The sequence below is a fragment of the Devosia sp. T2-14 genome (assembly GCF_055397495.1).
This window is the reverse complement of sequence record NZ_AP027921.1, coordinates 1,982,024-1,998,285: the sequence shown is the minus strand read 5'-3', so window position 1 is coordinate 1,998,285 and position 16,262 is coordinate 1,982,024. Positions and strand designations below refer to the sequence as shown.

At 62.6% G+C, this 16,262-nt stretch carries 16 protein-coding genes; 7 read left to right on the top strand and 9 right to left on the bottom strand.

All coding sequences use genetic code 11. The features are described 5' to 3' along the window. The first annotated feature begins 24 nt into the window (after positions 1 to 24). Positions 25 to 1,512: a glycerol kinase GlpK gene (gene glpK, locus ACZ5WT_RS09825; RefSeq protein WP_464283612.1), complete on the top strand. Its 1,488-nt coding sequence runs from the start codon at positions 25 to 27 to the stop codon at positions 1,510 to 1,512. Positions 1,513 to 1,516: 4 nt separating this feature from the next. On the opposite strand, the gene ACZ5WT_RS09820 is transcribed toward glpK, so the two are convergent. Next, positions 1,517 to 2,020, bottom strand: a complete 504-nt coding sequence (locus tag ACZ5WT_RS09820; protein WP_464283611.1) for a CAP domain-containing protein — start codon at positions 2,018 to 2,020, stop codon at positions 1,517 to 1,519. A gap of 86 nt (positions 2,021 to 2,106) precedes the next feature. Between ACZ5WT_RS09820 and ACZ5WT_RS09815 the strand changes: the two genes are divergently transcribed. After that, positions 2,107 to 2,541, top strand: a complete 435-nt coding sequence (locus tag ACZ5WT_RS09815; protein ID WP_464283610.1) for an EamA family transporter — start codon at positions 2,107 to 2,109, stop codon at positions 2,539 to 2,541. Here the strand turns inward: ACZ5WT_RS09815 and ACZ5WT_RS09810 are convergent. Beyond that, positions 2,538 to 3,386 carry an aminoglycoside phosphotransferase family protein gene (locus tag ACZ5WT_RS09810; protein ID WP_464283609.1) on the bottom strand — a complete coding sequence of 283 codons (849 nt, stop codon included), beginning with the start codon at positions 3,384 to 3,386 and terminating at the stop codon, positions 2,538 to 2,540. The two genes, ACZ5WT_RS09815 and ACZ5WT_RS09810, sit on opposite strands and share 4 nt — an antisense overlap. A gap of 217 nt (positions 3,387 to 3,603) precedes the next feature. Here ACZ5WT_RS09810 and ACZ5WT_RS09805 point away from each other — a divergent pair, with 217 nt between their 5' ends. Continuing rightward, a complete protein-coding gene (locus ACZ5WT_RS09805) occupies positions 3,604 to 3,780 on the top strand; it encodes a hypothetical protein (RefSeq protein WP_464283608.1) in 177 nt (58 codons plus the stop codon). A gap of 50 nt (positions 3,781 to 3,830) precedes the next feature. Here ACZ5WT_RS09805 and uxaC read toward each other — a convergent pair whose 3' ends face one another. Next, complete coding sequence (uxaC, locus tag ACZ5WT_RS09800) at positions 3,831 to 5,237, bottom strand: glucuronate isomerase (protein ID WP_464283607.1); 1,407 nt, start codon at positions 5,235 to 5,237, stop codon at positions 3,831 to 3,833. Positions 5,238 to 5,428: 191 nt separating this feature from the next. Between uxaC and ACZ5WT_RS09795 the strand changes: the two genes are divergently transcribed. The 4 genes from ACZ5WT_RS09795 (at position 5,429) to ACZ5WT_RS09780 (ending at position 9,197) form a co-directional block, all read left to right on the top strand. Beyond that, entirely contained in the window at positions 5,429 to 5,596 is a 168-nt protein-coding gene (locus ACZ5WT_RS09795) for a hypothetical protein (protein WP_464283606.1), read from the top strand. A gap of 66 nt (positions 5,597 to 5,662) precedes the next feature. Beyond that, on the top strand, positions 5,663 to 6,334 hold the full coding sequence (locus ACZ5WT_RS09790) for a response regulator transcription factor (protein ID WP_464283605.1): 672 nt from the start codon (positions 5,663 to 5,665) through the stop codon (positions 6,332 to 6,334). 6 nt (positions 6,335 to 6,340) lie between these two features. Further along, entirely contained in the window at positions 6,341 to 8,806 is a 2,466-nt protein-coding gene (locus tag ACZ5WT_RS09785) for a sensor histidine kinase (protein ID WP_464283604.1), read from the top strand. Positions 8,807 to 9,026: 220 nt separating this feature from the next. Then, positions 9,027 to 9,197: a hypothetical protein gene (locus ACZ5WT_RS09780; RefSeq protein WP_464283603.1), complete on the top strand. Its 171-nt coding sequence runs from the start codon at positions 9,027 to 9,029 to the stop codon at positions 9,195 to 9,197. A 110-nt stretch (positions 9,198 to 9,307) separates the two neighbouring features. Here the strand turns inward: ACZ5WT_RS09780 and ACZ5WT_RS09775 are convergent, their stop codons facing one another. From ACZ5WT_RS09775 to ACZ5WT_RS09750, 6 genes are all read right to left on the bottom strand, one after another. Then, the gene (locus ACZ5WT_RS09775) at positions 9,308 to 10,855 is read right to left on the bottom strand and encodes a tripartite tricarboxylate transporter permease (RefSeq protein ID WP_464283602.1); all 1,548 of its coding nucleotides are present in this window, start codon (positions 10,853 to 10,855) and stop codon (positions 9,308 to 9,310) included. Positions 10,856 to 10,870: 15 nt separating this feature from the next. Further along, positions 10,871 to 11,356 carry a tripartite tricarboxylate transporter TctB family protein gene (locus ACZ5WT_RS09770; protein ID WP_464283601.1) on the bottom strand — a complete coding sequence of 162 codons (486 nt, stop codon included), beginning with the start codon at positions 11,354 to 11,356 and terminating at the stop codon, positions 10,871 to 10,873. Then, positions 11,353 to 12,297 carry a Bug family tripartite tricarboxylate transporter substrate binding protein gene (locus ACZ5WT_RS09765; RefSeq protein WP_464283600.1) on the bottom strand — a complete coding sequence of 315 codons (945 nt, stop codon included), beginning with the start codon at positions 12,295 to 12,297 and terminating at the stop codon, positions 11,353 to 11,355. Before ACZ5WT_RS09765 ends, ACZ5WT_RS09770 begins: the two co-directional genes overlap by 4 nt. A 168-nt stretch (positions 12,298 to 12,465) precedes the next feature. Next, the gene (locus ACZ5WT_RS09760; protein WP_464283599.1) at positions 12,466 to 13,404 is read right to left on the bottom strand and encodes a LysR family transcriptional regulator; all 939 of its coding nucleotides are present in this window, start codon (positions 13,402 to 13,404) and stop codon (positions 12,466 to 12,468) included. Positions 13,405 to 13,527: 123 nt separating this feature from the next. Beyond that, positions 13,528 to 14,802: a hypothetical protein gene (locus ACZ5WT_RS09755; protein WP_464283598.1), complete on the bottom strand. Its 1,275-nt coding sequence runs from the start codon at positions 14,800 to 14,802 to the stop codon at positions 13,528 to 13,530. Positions 14,803 to 15,335: 533 nt separating this feature from the next. Then, on the bottom strand, positions 15,336 to 16,250 hold the full coding sequence (locus tag ACZ5WT_RS09750) for a TatD family hydrolase (RefSeq protein ID WP_464283597.1): 915 nt from the start codon (positions 16,248 to 16,250) through the stop codon (positions 15,336 to 15,338). Positions 16,251 to 16,262 lie beyond the last annotated feature (12 nt).

The window sequence follows — 16,262 nt, the reverse complement described above, 5'->3', positions numbered from 1 at the left end:
AGGGATCAAGGGTTGGGGGGAAGCATGACCAAGTACATTCTGGCGATTGACCAGGGCACCACGTCGAGCCGGGCGATCGTCTTCGCCGGAGATCGCACCGTGGCGGGGCTGGGCCAGAAGGAATTCACCCAGATCTTTCCGCAAGACGGCTGGGTTGAGCATGATCCCGAGGAAATCTGGGAGAGCGTCGTCTGGTCGGTCCGGAAGGCCCTGAGCGAGGCGAAACTCGAGGCCAAGGATATTGCCGCCATCGGCATCACCAACCAGCGCGAAACGACGCTGATCTGGGACCGCACCACCGGCAAACCCATTCACAATGCCATCGTCTGGCAAGACCGCCGCACCACCGCCTTTTGCGCCAAGCTCAAGAAATCAGGTCACGAAAAAACCGTCACCAAGAAAACCGGGCTGCTGCTCGACCCGTACTTCTCGGGCACCAAGGTCAAATGGCTCCTCGACAATGTCAAAGGCGCCCGCAAGCGCGCCGAGAAGGGCGAACTGGCTTTCGGCACCATCGACAGCTTCCTGATCTGGCGGCTGACTGGTGGGCGGGTTCACGCCACCGACGCCACCAATGCCAGCCGGACACTGCTGTTCGACATTGCTGGAAATCAGTGGGACGCGAACCTGCTCTCCCTGTTCGACGTCCCCCAATCGGTGCTGCCCGAGGTTAGGGATTGCGCTGACGATTTTGGCGTCACCGACCCGACCTTGTTCGGTGCAGAAATTCCCATCCTGGGGGTAGCAGGAGACCAGCATTCTGCAAGCATAGGGCAAGCATGCTTCAAGCCGGGGCTTGTTAAGTCGACCTATGGAACCGGGTGTTTTGCACTTTTGAACACCGGCACCGACATGGTGCGATCCAAAAATCGCCTGCTCACCACCATCGCCTATCGCCTCGACGGCAAGACCACTTACGCGCTCGAAGGCTCGATTTTCATCGCGGGCGCGGCGGTTCAATGGATCCGAGACGGCCTGAAACTGGTCAAAAATGCCAGCGAGACGGGTCCGCTGGCGCAAAGCGCCGATCCCAGCCAGAACGTCTACATGGTCCCGGCCTTTGTCGGGCTGGGCGCACCGTGGTGGGATGCCGAGGCGCGCGGCGCCATTTATGGCCTCACCCGGAACTCGGGTCCCGCCGAAATTGCAAAGTCAGCACTTGAGGCAGTTTGCTACCAAACGCGTGACCTGCTCGAAGCCATGCGCAAGGACTGGAAAGGCAGCGGCGACACCGTATTGCGCGTCGATGGCGGCATGGTCGCGTCCGACTGGACCATGCAGTTTCTCGCCGACATCCTCGACGCACCGGTCGATCGTCCGGCGATCCTGGAGACCACGGCGCTGGGTGCGGCGTGGCTCGCCGGATCGCGGGCCGGTGTGTGGCCGGGCATGGCTGAATTCGCCGAAACCTGGGCCCGCGACAAGCGTTTCGAGCCCCGCATGGACGCGGCCGAGCGCAAGCGCAAGATCAAGGGCTGGGACGTAGCCGTGCGAAAAACGCTTACGGCATAACGCCTTAGCTCAACCAAGCCTGGAAGCTGCCGCCGGCGATCATCGCCCAATAGAGCTTGCCGCCGGGACCGCGCGCCGAAGCCAGCCCGAACTCGACAAAGCGGTGGCTGAGCAGGGTCGAGCGGTGCCCGGACGAGTTCATCCACCCCTCGATGGCGCCGGGCAGGCTGGTATAGCCCTTGGCGACATTCTCGCCCACGGCACCGAGATATCCGGCTGCCGTCACCCGCTCGCGCAAGGTGGTGCCGAGGTCGTGGCTTAGCGTATTTTTCTGCGCCATCAGCCGCGCCTGCGAGCGCGCTGCCTCTTCGAGGCGCTTGTTATAGGTCCATGCCGGCGCGCCATTGGCCTTGCGTACGGCATTGATTGCCATAAGGATTTCGTCCGTCGTCAGCGTCTCCGGCGTGGCGGAGGCGGCCTTGGGCAGAGCCGGAATCGTGGTGGAGCAGGCAGCAAGGGCAGAGGCCGACGCGAGCACCAGAAAGCCGCGGCGCGTGAATTTCGTCATAGATAGATTCCGGTAGCCGATGGGTTATGGCAGGGTGGAGCGGGTCGAATCCCACCCGATATTGCGCAGGGAGCGCCGATTAGCAAATGAAGATCGTGTGGGAAAGCTGGCAGTTCTGGGCGCTGCTATCAGCGGGATTTGCGGCCCTGACCGCCATCTTTGCCAAGGTCGGCATCGAGAATATCAACTCCGACTTTGCGACACTCATCCGCACGGTCGTCATCCTTTTTGTATTGGCCGGCATCGTGGCAGCGACGGGGCAGTTCCAGCCGCTCGACAGCATTTCGAGCAAGACCTACCTGTTTCTCATCCTCTCGGGCCTCGCCACCGGGGCATCCTGGATCGCCTATTTCCGGGCGCTCAAGATCGGACAGGCCGCGCAAGTCGCGCCGGTCGACAAGCTCAGCGTGGTGCTGGTTGCCATCTTCGGCGTGATCTTTCTCGGCGAAAAGCTGAGCTTCCCCAACTGGTTGGGCGTCGCGCTGATCATGGCCGGCGCAGTGCTCGTCGCCTGGCGCTAGGCCTGATCGTAGGCGCTGAGCAGGTGCGGCAGCACTGCCAGGTCGGTCGTGATGGGGTTGCCCTCGGCCAGATCCCAGCAGGCGCTGAGGGCCGAATGCGCGGCGGCATAGCCGAACACCCGTTTGCGCGGGAAGCCCAGGCGCTGTTCAAACGCATCGGCCAGGGCCGCGATCCGCTTGGGGCTGGCCGCCAGCTGTGTCGCGCCATGGGGATTGCGGAAGACGTTGGCGACCTCATAGAGCGGATCGCCGATCAGCCCCTTGGGATCGATCGCCAGCCAGCCCCGGTCCGATGACATGATATTGTCGTGGTGCAAGTCGCCATGCAGCGGCAGTTGGGCGCTGGGCCGGTCGAACAGCTTAAGCGCGATGCCGGTCGCCCGCGCATAGAGGTCGCGCGCGGTATGCGGCCAGGCCCGCACATCGGTATCGAACAGCGCCTGAAAGCGCTCTCGCAGGGGCTGCAGATCCTCGGGAACATCGGGACGCGGACGATGCAGGTTGGAGACGATGGTGCAGATGGCAATGGTGCCCTGGTCGTCGTGGCCAGCGCGAACCGCGTCGCCCAGTGTGCCGCCGTCGAGCCATTCCATGTAGATGGTATCGCCATGGGTATCGAAGACGGTGGCCGTGCCCTCCCCGCCATACCACTGCAGCAGGCGCGCGCCTCGCCCCTCTTCTTCAGCCGCCAGCGGCTTGAGAATTTTGAGGCAACCCAAGTTACGGCCATTCTGCTCGACCCGGAAAACCCAGCTGCGAGGGGACTCCGCCACAGGCGTCGACTTGGTCAGGGACCAGCGGATCATGGCGCGACTAAGCGCAGTTTCGACAGGAGACTGATTCATCATCGCGTCCATTAGAGCAGAAGCCGGGGTTAGTTTCGACTGGCCCCACGCTGATTGCCGCAAAACTTGATCGCATCAAGGCGGTAACACACGAGTAAGGCTATCGATTGGGCGAATGGCAACCCTAAAGGCACGGGGCATGGCAACGGCAAGGCTTCGTTAGCCTTGGCGGCGCACAGTTGGACCAGCGAAATCAGGTCCAGAGGGGGATCGTGACATGACGCATCAACCTATCGACGACCGGCATGAACCAATTGGTCTCACCGATATCGTCGCTGCCGACGAGCTGCATCCCACTATCGGTCGGCAACTGGCTAATGGCCTGGGCGGGCTGGTTGTGCTGTTGGTGACAGGCGTGATCGTCGTGCTGCTGGTGCTGTGGAAGGCACCGTAGTCGAAGGATCGCCGGAGCAAGCCCCGACAATCCGTTGGCAATTTCACCGCTTACTTGATGCGGTAGGCATCCTTGGCGGCCTGGTAGCTCAGGTGCGTGGCGATGTCGCGTGCCGTCGACTTGGTGATGCGATTTTCGCCGACCCAGCGGCCGAGGAAGCCGCAGACTTCGCGGCGCCACACATCGTGGCGGGCCGGGATGGACAGCAGTGCGCGGGTATCGTCATTGAAGCCGGCGAGATTGTAGAAGCCAGCGCTTTCGACAACCTGATCGAGATAACGGCGAATGCCCTGCGGGCTGTCATGGAACCACCACGGCGGACCAATCATCATCGAGGGCCAGTAGCCAGCCATGGGCGCCAGCTCGCGCGCATAGGTGGTTTCGTCGAGCACGAAAGCGATGATGCGCAGGTTTGGCTCGTTACCGCAGCGCGACAGCAGCGCGCGCAGACCGTTCACATAATCGGTGCTGCCCGGAATGTCGGCGCCCATGTCGGGACCGCGTTCGGCCATGACTAGTGGGTCGGTGTTGCGGCGCGAACCGGCATGGATCTGCATGACCATGCCATCTTCCACCGAAAGCAGCGCCATTTCGGTCAGCATCTGCGCGCGGAACAGCTCGGCATCGGCCGCGTCGTGCTTGCCGGCGAGGATCTTGTCGAGCAGGGCCTGCTTTTCCACCAGCGGCAGATCGGCAGTGTTGGCGGTGGGCACGCCATGATCGGTGGCAACAGCGCCGAAGCGGCGGAAATACTCGCGCCGATTGCGGTGTGCATTGATCAGCCCTGACCAGGTGCTGATGTTTTCGCTCGCCATTTCGCCGAACTTCTGCAGGTTTTCTGCGATGTTGGCGCGGCTGGGATCGGTCACGTCGTCCGGCCGGTAGGTGGTGCGCACGCGGCCGATATGGCCGTTGGCTTCCATCTTCTGGTGATGCACCAGCGGGTCGAGCGCGAATTCGGTGGTGGCGATGACTTCGACGCGCGCACGGTCGAGCAGCGCGTGGGGCAGCAGGTCCGGCGTCGCCAGCGCAGCATCGATGATGTCGTAGATGCGGTCGGCGGTTTCGGGTGAGAGCTCTTCGGTGATACCGAAAGCCCAGTTCAGCGAGTGGTCTATCCAGGTCTTGGATGGGGTACCGGCGAACAGATAGTAGTTGGCGGCGAACAGGCGCCAGGCATCGCGACCGGCAGCGACGGGCTTGCCGTCCTTACGCGGCACGCCAAGATCGTCATAGCTGAGGCCGCGGCTACGCAGCATGCGCAACACGTAGTGGTCCGGCGTGAGGAAGAGCGCCGCCGGATCGGAGAAGCGGTTGTTGTTGGCGAACCAGGACGGATCCGTATGCCCATGCGGGCTGATCAGCGGGAGGTTGGCCACTTCGGGGTAGAGCTCGCGCGCGATGGATTGGGCGGGCTCGGAAGCGGGGAACAGGCGGTCGGGATGGAGATGGGTCATGGCGAGTTTTTGCCATGATCCGCGACGCAGTTCAATATCTTCCATACAAGATTTGCGCCAGTGGCATTTTATGTAAATTAACCGCATTGGCAGGTTCGCATTCGCCGGCAATGAGCTCGGGATTAACCTTCCAGCGGGTGAGAAACAGCGCAAACGCGGCAACCCGGAGGTTAGAACTCAGGGGTGATATGATGGCTCATATCGAGAGCAGTGACAGCGATGACGGCCTCGTCCAGGCGCGACACAATGCGCGGCAGGCGGGGTATCTGCAGAATGCCCAGATCATGCTGGTGGCGGCCGGATTGGCGGCCTTTGGCATCGTCGCCGTTGCGGCAACGATGATCACTACGCTGCTCTAACCAAAAACCGTTCCCAGTTGGGGCCTGTGTGCTCTAGGGTGTCGCCGGGGGGACTACCGGCAACACATGCGCATATTGCTCGTTGAAGACAATGAAGACCTTGGCGAAGCCATCGAAAAGCGCCTGCGCAATGCGGGCCACTCGGTGGAATGGGTCCGCGACGGGAATGACGTCGTACCAGCCGCCGAAAGTGATGATTTTGACGCGGTGACGCTTGACCTGATGCTGCCCAATCGCGACGGCATCGGGCTGATCGCAGAATTACGGCGCCGCAAGTTCAATGCGCCAATCCTGGTGATCACCGCGCGCTCCGAAATCGACGACAAGGTGAGCCTGCTCGACCTGGGTGCGGATGACTATCTGGTCAAGCCGTTTGACCTGCGCGAGCTGGAAGCTCGGCTGCGTGCGCTGATCCGGCGCACCGGCGGGCAGACCACCAGCACGCTGGGGGTGGGCAATCTCGAACTGGACCTGGCCGGGCTCAATGCCAGTGTCGGCGGGATCTCGCTGGAGCTGGGGCGGCGCGAATTCCGGCTGCTCGAAATCCTCGTGACCAATGCCGGCAAGGTGGTGCCCAAGGAACGGCTGATGAACCAGCTGTTCAATTTCGACGAATCCGTTTCGGTCAACGCGCTGGAACTGCACATCTCTCGCCTGCGCAAGAAGCTCGAGGCGGCCAATATCGAAATCGGCACGGTGCGCGGCGTTGGCTATGTGGTTCGGGCACCCCATGGGTAACAGCCGGTGAGCGCGCCCAGATCCTTTTCCATCCGCAACCGCATCGTGGCGCTGGCGCTGGCGCTGCTGCTGGCGGCGGCAGTGGTGCTGATCGTCTTCATCCGGGACTATGCCGAGCGCGCAGCCGACCAGGCGTTTGACCGGCTGCTCGCTGCATCGGCGCTGACCATTGCCGGGGCGGTGCAGGTGGAAGACGACACGGTGATCGTGGAACTGCCATTCGCCTCGTTCGGCATGTTTTCCGGGCGGGACCGGGTGTTCTATGCTGTGGAGGACCGCAACGGGCGGGCGGTGACGGGCTATGATGACCTGTCGCGCAATCTGGGGGAAATGACCGCCGCCGGGCCAACCTTTGCCGACACCATGTATCGCGGCGAACTGGTGCGGGTGGCGAGCGTTGGGCGGCTGACATCGTCGGGCAGCGACACCGATTGGGTGACGATCCACGTTGCAGAGACCCAGACGGAGCGCAACGCGCTGGCCGCCGAAATTCTCGGCAATGCCATCGTGCCGGTTATCGCGCTGACCCTGCTGGCGGTGGGGCTGGTGTGGTTTGGCATCGGGCGCATGTTTGCCCCGCTCTATCAGCTCGAGCAGGAATTGCGCGGGCGCGCGCCGGATGACCTGAGCCCGGTTGACGTACCGGTGCCGGTGGAGGTGAGCCATCTGGTGAGCGGGCTCAACGCATTCATGGCGCGGCTGGGCAGCGCCATGGAGCGCGTGACGGGGCTGGTGGCGGAGGCGGCGCATGAGGTGCGCACGCCCCTCGCCTCTTTACGCGCGCAGGCCGAAGTGGCCATGGACGAGCAGGACCCCGAAGCCCTGCGGCGGCGGGTGGGCCGCATCCACCAGGGCGCGATCCAGGCGAGCCAGCTGGTCAGCCAGCTGCTGATGGAAGCGACGATTTCGCACCGGCTGGAAAACCAGGAAACCGACACCACCGCCTTTGGCTTGGTGGTGGACGAGGTGCGGCAGCGGCTTGACCCCGATCTGGCACGGCGGCTGGTGGTGAACCTTCCCGAAGCTGTGGCCAGCGCGCCTATCCTCGGCGATCGCGTGGCGTTGCGCGAGATGGTGCGCAACGTGGTGGACAATGCGCTGGTCTATTCGGATGGCCCGGTGGAAATTGGCGGCCGCATCAACGAGGGCATGTTGACCATGGCGGTGCGCGACCATGGGCCGGGAATTGTCGAGGCGGAAAAACCCATGGTGCTGGAGCGGTTCAAGCGAGGGGCAACAAGCAGCAACAAGGCCGGGTCGGGGCTGGGCCTGTCGATCGTCAAGCGGGTGGCCGAGGCGCATCGGGGCGCCCTCCGCCTGCTCGATGGCGCGGGCGGAGGGCTAGTTGTGGAGATTGACCTGCCGGTGGCGGGCCGCGCGCCCAAGCCAGATCACAAGCGCCGGGCGCTGGGTGGCGTTGCCGGGCTGGCGCTCTGCCTGCTGTTGGCCGACCCCAGAAGTGCGCAGGCGGCCAGCGCGGTCTATCCGGCGGTCGATGGAAGCACCGACACCGTGCTCAGCATTGTCGGCACCACCGACACGCCGCTCTTCCTGCATTTCATCACCGGCTTCCAGGCGCAGCGGCCGGATGTGACCATCCACTATTCCGAGCAGGATTCCCTGCCGATCTATCAGCAGTTCCTGTCCGGCGAGATGGAAGTACCCGACCTGATGATCAGCTCGGCCTCGGACCTGCAGATGAAACTGGCCAATGATGGCTATGCCCTGCCCTATGACAGCCCCTGGCTCAACAGCCTGCCGGACTGGGCACATTGGCGAAACGAGCTGTTCGGGTTCACCTTCGAGCCGGCTGTGATCATCTACAATCCCAACCGGATCAGCGCCGCCGAAGTGCCGCGGACGCACCTCACTCTGGCCGAAATGCTCGAGACCCAGACCGACCGGTTCCGCGGGGCGATCGCCACCTATGACATCGCGCAATCGGGCGTTGGATACCTGCTGGCGTCGCAGGATCAGGTAATCTCGTCGAACTTCTGGCGGCTCGCTGCCGCCTTCGGGCGCGTGGGAGCAGTGTTCTCGGGATCCAGCCCGGCCATTCTCAACGGTGTGGCGGATGGTTCGCTGGCGCTGGGTTACAACGTGCTGGGTTCATACGCTTTCGCGCGCAAGGCCGCGGGCGCCAATATAGAAATCGTCGTGCCGGATGACTATGTTCTGGTTCTGACCCGCGCCATGCTGATCCCGCGCGACGCGCCCAACCCCGAACTGGGCAAGGCCTTCGTAGACTATGCCCTCTCGCCCGATGGGCAGGGCGTGGCCGCGGGGCAGACGGCGCTGGGCTCGGTGGCGCTCGGCGGCAGTGGTGAGTGGACCAGCGACGCCATTTCGGCGCGCGGGCGCGGCGTCATCCAGCCCATCCCCCTCGGGCCAGCGCTGCTGGTGTCGCTCGACCAGCAGCGGCGCAAGCGGTTCCTCGATAGCTGGGGCGAGATCGTCTCTCCCAAGCCGTAGCTTTGCGCCATACCAAGCATGCACAGAACGCATGCCCAAGACCTTAGTTGTAGGGATTTGGGGCATTTTTGGCCAAAATCACGGCCAGCATCCCATTGGGTGCATATGTTGCATAGCTGGCCTGCCCTTTGTGGCCTAGCAGAAACAGCTCAGTGGGCCCATCTGTCTAGTCATGAAAGCGGCCCGGCAATTCGGCTGGGTCAGATGAGGAACTGGATAAATGAGCAAGCCCCGCAAGTCGTTCTTTTCGACCCTTGGTACTATCGTTGATGTGTTCGGCAGCGCGACTGCCGTCTCGCGTGCGATCGAGGCCGGGCGCACTCCCGAAGCCCGGCACCTCCAGACCCTGGGTGTTGATCCCGCCGCGTTCCGTTCGATCGGCAAGTACTAAGTCTCCCTGACGCGGGGCGCTTTCACCGGCGACCCGCGACCTGCCGATAGACGAGAAAAAGCCCGGATGCTCCGCAAGGTGCATTCGGGCTTTTTGCTTTCGTCGACTGATCAGTCTTCGTCGCTGGCCAGCTGCCCCAGCACCTGCCCGCGGCCGCGCAGGCGGAACCACAGGGGCACCAGTACCGCCGCCGCAGCCAGCACATAGAGCGTGATAGCAATCGGAGAGTGGAACAGCACGATCGGATCGCCCTGGCTGATGGCCAGCGCGCGGCGTAGTTGCTGCTCGGCCATCGGGCCAAGGATCAGGCCGACCACAACCGGGGCAATCGGATAGCCGAAGCGGCGCAGCAAATATCCCAGGATGCCGAAAGCCAGCAGCAGCAGCAGTTCGAACGAGAAGCGGATGCCGAACACGTTGCCCGACATGGCGCCATTGGCACCCAGCGTGCCGAGGGTGGCGAACACCAGAATGCCGCCATAGAGCCAGGGCTTGGGAATGGTCAGCAGCTTCACCCAAAGCCCGATCAGGGGCAGGTTGAGCACGATCAGCATGAAGTTGGCGACGAGCAGGCTCGCGATCAGCGCCCAGACCAGGCTCGCATTGTTGGTGAAGAGCAATGGACCGGGCTGGAGGCCGAACTGCTGGAAACCGGCCAGCATGATGGCGGCCGTTGCCGTGGTCGGGAGGCCGAGCGTCAGCAGCGGCACCAGCGTACCGGCGGCCGAAGCATTGTTGGCGGCTTCGGGCCCAGCAACACCTTCGATGGCACCATGACCAAATTCCTCGGGGCGCTTGGCGAAGGTCTTTTCGGCGCTGTAGGACAGGAAGCTCGACACGTCGGCACCACCCGCCGGCATGGCGCCGATGGGGAAGCCGATAGCCGTGCCGCGCAGCCACGGAACCCAGCTGCGCTTCCAGTCATCCTTGGTCATCCAGATAGAGCCCTTGACTGCAAGGACCTCTTCTTTGACCGCGCCGCGATCGGCCGCGATCTTGAGGGTTTCGCCAATGGCGAACAGTGCCACGGCCAGCGTTGTCACTTCGATGCCGTCGAGCAGGTCGGGAATACCAAACGACATGCGGGCCTGGCCGGTCTGCAGATCGATGCCGATAATCCCCAGGCCCAGGCCAATAAACAGGGCCGTCAGCCCGCGCAGGGCAGAGTCCCCGAAGGCCGCAGAGACGGTGATGAAGGCCAGCACCATCAGGGCAAAATATTCAGCGGGGCCAAAGGCCAGCGCGAATTTCACCACCCAGGGCGCAACGAAGGCCAGGGCCAGCGTGGCGATGAGCCCGGCGACGAAGGAACCGATGGCGGCTGTGGCGAGAGCGGGACCGCCCCTGCCCTTGCGGGCCATCTTGTTGCCCTCGAGCGCGGTGACGATCGAGGCGCTTTCACCCGGCGTATTGAGCAGGATGGAGGTAGTGGAACCACCATACATCCCGCCATAGTAGATGCCGGCAAACATGATGAGCGAGCCGGCGGGGTCGAGCTTGTAGGTCACAGGCAGCAGCAGTGCCACGGTGAGCGCGGGGCCGATGCCGGGCAGCACGCCAACGGCAGTGCCCAGGGTAACACCGATCAACGCATAGATCAGGTTCTGCCACTGCAGTGCGTCGAGAAGGCCCTGAGCGAGAAGTCCGAAAGTATCCATGTCAACGACGTCCGATCAGGGAATAAGCCGTTCAAGGGGACCGGCTGGCAGCGACAGCTGCAGACCCTTGGCGAAAATGAACCAGACGATGAAGGCAAAGACCGCCCCGATGGGAATGGTCTTCCACAATGGTCCGCGCCCGAAACCCTTGGCGGTGAATGCGAACAGCACGCCGGTCGCGATGGAGAACCCGGCCCAGGAGAGTAGCAGCATCTGGCCAACCAGACCGCCGACGATCCACATGATCGGGCCGTAATTGTCGTCAGACCGCTCGGGGAAGCCCCGGCGCATGGCCGAAACCAGCGTACCCAGCGAGAGCAGCAGCAAGCCACCGGCGATGATGTAGGGGAATACCGTGGGGCCAACGCGCTGCTGGACCGGGGCCACGCGCATCAGGCCAGTCTGCCAGATGATTACCCCGGCGATGACGGCAAGGATGGCGGCGATGACAAGCGCCGCCCCATCGGGGCGGCGCGAGAGGTTTGGTTGACCCTGCGTCATTCGACCAGGCCAATGTCTTTCAGGATGGCTGCCGTTGCATCGGTGTCAGCTGCGAGCTGAGCGGTGAAGGCATCGCCGGCGAGGTAGGTGTTGACCCAACCCTTGGTCTCAAGCGTGGCCTTCCAGGATGCCGAGTTCACCATCTTTTCGATGTCGGCGGTGATGGCGGCCTTCTGCTCGTCGGAAATGCCGGGAGCAGCAGCAACCATGCGCCAGTTTTGCAGCGCCATGTCGACGCCAGCTTCCTTGAGGGTCGGTGCATCGACGCCCGGGATGCGGGTGTCGCTGGACACGGCCAGCAGGCGCAGTTCACCGGCAGCGATCTGCGCGGCGAATTCGGAGTAACCCGAAATGCCCACGGTCACCTGGCCACCGAGCAGAGCGGCAAGCGCTTCGCCACCGCCCGAGTAAGCGATGTAGTTGACGGTGGTAGGATCAACACCAACGGTCTTGGCGATGAGGCCGGCCGTGATGTGGTCGGCGCCGCCGGCCGAACCGCCAGCCCAGGCCACTGCACCGGCATTTTCCTTCAGCTTGGCAACCAGGTCAGCCATGGTCTGCAGCTCGGAAGCAGCAGGAACAACCACCACGACGGCTTCACCGGTGAGGCGAGCGATCGGGGTCACCATGTCGAGCGTCACGGGCGATGCGTTGGTGAGGATTGCACCCACCATCACGTAGCCACCGACGATCAGCGCGTCCGGATTGCCGGTCGACTGATTCACGAACTGGGCGAGACCGATGGTGCCGCCGGCGCCAGGAACGTTGGTGACCTGCACATTGCCGGAGATGCCTTCGGCCTGCAGGGATTCCTGCATCGAGCGGGCGGTCTGATCCCAACCACCGCCAGGAGCAGCCGGAGCCATGATGGTGTAGTCTGCCGCGTAGGCGGGCAGCGCGAGCGCGCCAGTCATCAGCGCAGCCAGAAACAGCTTGTTCATTAGAGTCCTCCCATGTCGTATCCAGAACGTCGTTACGTTCGTGACGGGAGAATAAGCACGCGTCCCTGTCACCGTCCTGTCAGCAGAAGTGACACCCTGCGGACGCGGCCGTCGGATAGTTTCGATGAGATTGCGCCAGCACACCGGCAATTGCAACGCCGGTTGATGTCAGGCTTCCGCGGGGTAGTGGAGCAGGAAATCCATATGATTGCCCAATGGCTCGGCCTCCTGACTGAAGGCCAGGGCAATGGAGTTCAACACGGGCGACGGCGATTTGCCTGAGCCCGGAAAGTAGGCGCCCAAGGCATAGGAGACGTCCGACGCCAGGGGACGCACCGCGAACTTGCTCCGGCTGAAATAGGCTGCCCCGACGAGCGGATCGGCAATGGCGATGCCGACGCCTGCCGCTACCAGTTGAAACGCGGTTTCCACCGTGGCTGTCGTGACCTTGATCCGCAGGTCCTGCTCCACGGGCTGGAGGAACGGTCGCAGCGCGTCGCGCAATGGTGGTTCCCAATCGATGCCGATGAAGGGATGGCCAAGAAAATCGGCGGGCTCCAGAGCGGCCTTTTCGGCGAGGGCGTGGCCGGCGGGCAGCCAGGCCACAAAGCGCACATTGGCCAGCGGTGTGGCCGTGAGGTCGGGACGATGGGAAGGAAGCGGTGCGATGGCCACGTCGAACTCGCGGCCACTTTCAAGGCGCCCATTGGGGCCGCGCGTCAGCGGCACGAGTTCAAAACTCAGGTCGGGGTAGCTGGCCAGGATGCTGGCAACGATGCGCGGCAGGAACGACTGATTGAAATAGGCGGGAGCTGCAATCCGCACGGCCCCATCGCCATTGCGGCGCACGGTTTCGGCGATACGCTTCAGGGCCTCGGCTTCGTCGAGCAACTGGCGCACATGCATGTGAAAGATCTGACCGCGCCGGGTTGGCACCAGGCCACGCCCCAGCCGCTGGAACAGCTCGAAACCGAGCTCTTCCTCCAGCGTCTTCAGGATCCGGCTCACCTGAGGCTGGGTTCGGTGCAACTGCGTCGCCGCCTCGGTGACGCTGCCCGTAGCCATAACGGCATCCAGAACCTTCAGAGGCCTGATATCCAGGTTCATGCGCGCTCCTCCCCTACGCCCTTTTAGTATACTAGAATACTTTTAGGGTCGCGCCATGTAGACTTTGTACGTGCAGATGCGCTGGCGGGGAGGTGAGACCCCGCCAGCAAGGCCAACAACGGACTAGTTGAAGGCCTTTTTCGCGGTGACCTTGAGTTGATAGCCGAGAGGCTGTGCGGCGATCCGGTTCACCCGCCCTTCAACGTCGGCAACGAAGCCGCCGCCTGGCGCCCAGGACAGCAGCCCCAGGGCATAGAGCGTGCCATCGGTCTTCTCGCTTTCGGCGATGTAACCAGCACCCAGTTCCACCGAGAGCCCCTCGCCCAGTGCCGACTTGATGGCGGCAACGGAATCGATCGCGACGTCTCCATTGCTTTCGCGGAACATGCGCGAGCCGATGTTGAGCGTGATGCCATCGGTGAGCTTGGAGGTGAAAGAGGCCCCCGCGCCATATTCCTCGGCGGAGGTTGCTTCACCAGCGACGGCCAGAGTGAAGCCATCAAAGCTGTAGGAGGCGGAGACCAGGGCATTCCACCAGCCCAGATCGTTGAAGGCGATGGCGCCGCGCAGGCGGGCCTTGTCGATGACGGCGGTCGCACCGGCATGCACACCCCAATTGCCAATCGTGCCGGTGAGAATGTCGGACGCGACGACAGTGGCGTGGGCGGTCAGAGTCTTGCTGGCATAGTTGACGACGCCCACCGCAGTGCCCGTGGTGTCGAGCTTTTCCGCCGCTGCACCGACCGACCAGCCATCGCCTAGATTGTGGACCACCTGGATCACGTGGCCGCCATCCTTGATGTCGACCTTCGGGGTGGCGCTGTTGTAGGAGACGCCGGAAACAGCATCCTGATTGAACAGCTTCTGATAGGTGAAGGCGGTGTCATCGTCCTTATTGGTAATGGAGCCCTTGAGGCCCGCCGAAAGCACGGTGGTGTCGCCAGCGGTAATGTAAGCGTGCTCAAGCTTGAGGAAGGTGTCGGTCTTTTCGAAGACCAGATCCTTGACCGAGGGGCGCTCGCGACCATCGATGCGGATCACGCCCTGCACCCGGCCGAAATCGGAATCGGCAGTGCCGACGAACCGAAGCTGGGTATCAACCGAGGACCGCCAATCGAGCAGGCCATTACCGGCGATGATGCCGTCGTGACCGGCCTTGGAGGCCAGGGTCGCGACGGGGCGATACCAATCGCGATAGTCGCCGATGATGAATTCGTACTTCACTTCGCCCGAGACCTGCAGACAGTTCGTCTGGGACGAAATGGTTAGGCCGGTCAGCCCGAGTGCACTGCAAACATCGAGTTGCGTCAGCACACCCAGATCGCTGGACTGAGCCGGCAAGGCGGTCAGCCCGCCAAACACCGCGCTGACGCAGAGCAATTTCAGAAAGCGAGACATCGCCACCTCCTCATGAGGGGGAGCACGCTGCCCGGATGTCCCTTCACCCCTAGATCAAGTGCGCCTTATGGAAGCGCTTCCTTGAAATAACCCCGTGGCGAACATTGCGAATCCAGTCCGCATCGTAAAATGCGTATGTTGGATGCAATCATACGCCGACGGCATATCGAATATTCTTCGATATTTATTTATCATATTTATAGAATAATTTGCCACAACTCGAGTCCGACGCACCACAAATCTTAGCTCTATTTCGATATGCGAAGCAACATTGCGCTTTTTAGTAAATAACCGCCTGTAAGGATGCACGCGCATGGACTCGTCTACTGGTATACTAGCATATTTGATAGCAAGCTCGGCAGAAAACTATTGGCGCGAAACCCTGCGCCACCGACGCTGCGCCGAAGACGGCAACTTCCGCGGCACGGTCTGGCTGGGAAAGGGCTTCAACGCGACAAGGGACAGAATCGCGGTGCCCAAACGAATAAGGGCGGGCCATTCGCCCGCCCTCAGGTGATCCAGGGGTACCCAGACTATTCGATGATGACGTTGCCCAATCCGGGCACGATCTCGACCTTGGGTTCGCGGCCGCCGCGCAGGATGGAATTGCCCTCATGCAGCTTGGTCTGGTCGACCTTGACCCCATTGATCCAGTCACTTTCATGCATCTGCCCGCTCTGGCCGTAGGCGGTCAGCGCGTTCTGGTAGGTTGCCTTGCGGATTGCCTCTTCGGACACGCCGCGCTCGCGGGCCAGCGCTGCGGTCTTGGGCACGGCCAGCGGATCGGAAATGCCCCAATCGGTCGCCGAGTCGAGGATGATCTGGTCGCCACCATACTTCTTGAGCAACTCGACCATGCGAACATTGCCCATCTTGGTGGATGGATAGATCGAGAACGCCGCCCAGAAACCGCGATCGAGGACCTCATCGATGGTTTCCTCATTGTTGTGGTCGATGACCACCATTTTGGGGTCGATGCCATGCTCGATGACCACATCCATCGAGCGAGAGGTGCCCTTCTTCTTGTCGCGATGCGGGGTATGCACCATCACCGGCAGGCCCAGTTCCTTGGACAGCTCGAGCTGGGCCCGGAAGTAGCGGTCTTCCAACGCGGTCTGCTCGTCATAGCCAATCTCGCCGATGGCCACGACGCCCTCCTTGAGCGCGAACTGGGGCAGGATTTCCATCACGCCTTCGGCGAGGGCCTCGTTATTGGCTTCCTTGGAATTGAGGCCAATGGTGCAATAGTGCTTGATGCCGAACTGGGAGGCGCGGAACCGCTCGAACCCCACGATCTGGGAGAGGTAGTCGATATAGGACCCCACAAAGGTTCGCGGCTGTCCGATCCAGAACGAGGGCTCGATCAGCGCGACGACACCGGCGGCGGCCATGGCCTCGTAGTCGTCGGTGGTGCGGGAAATCATGTGGGCGTGGCTATCGATGAACATCGGTATTCCTTG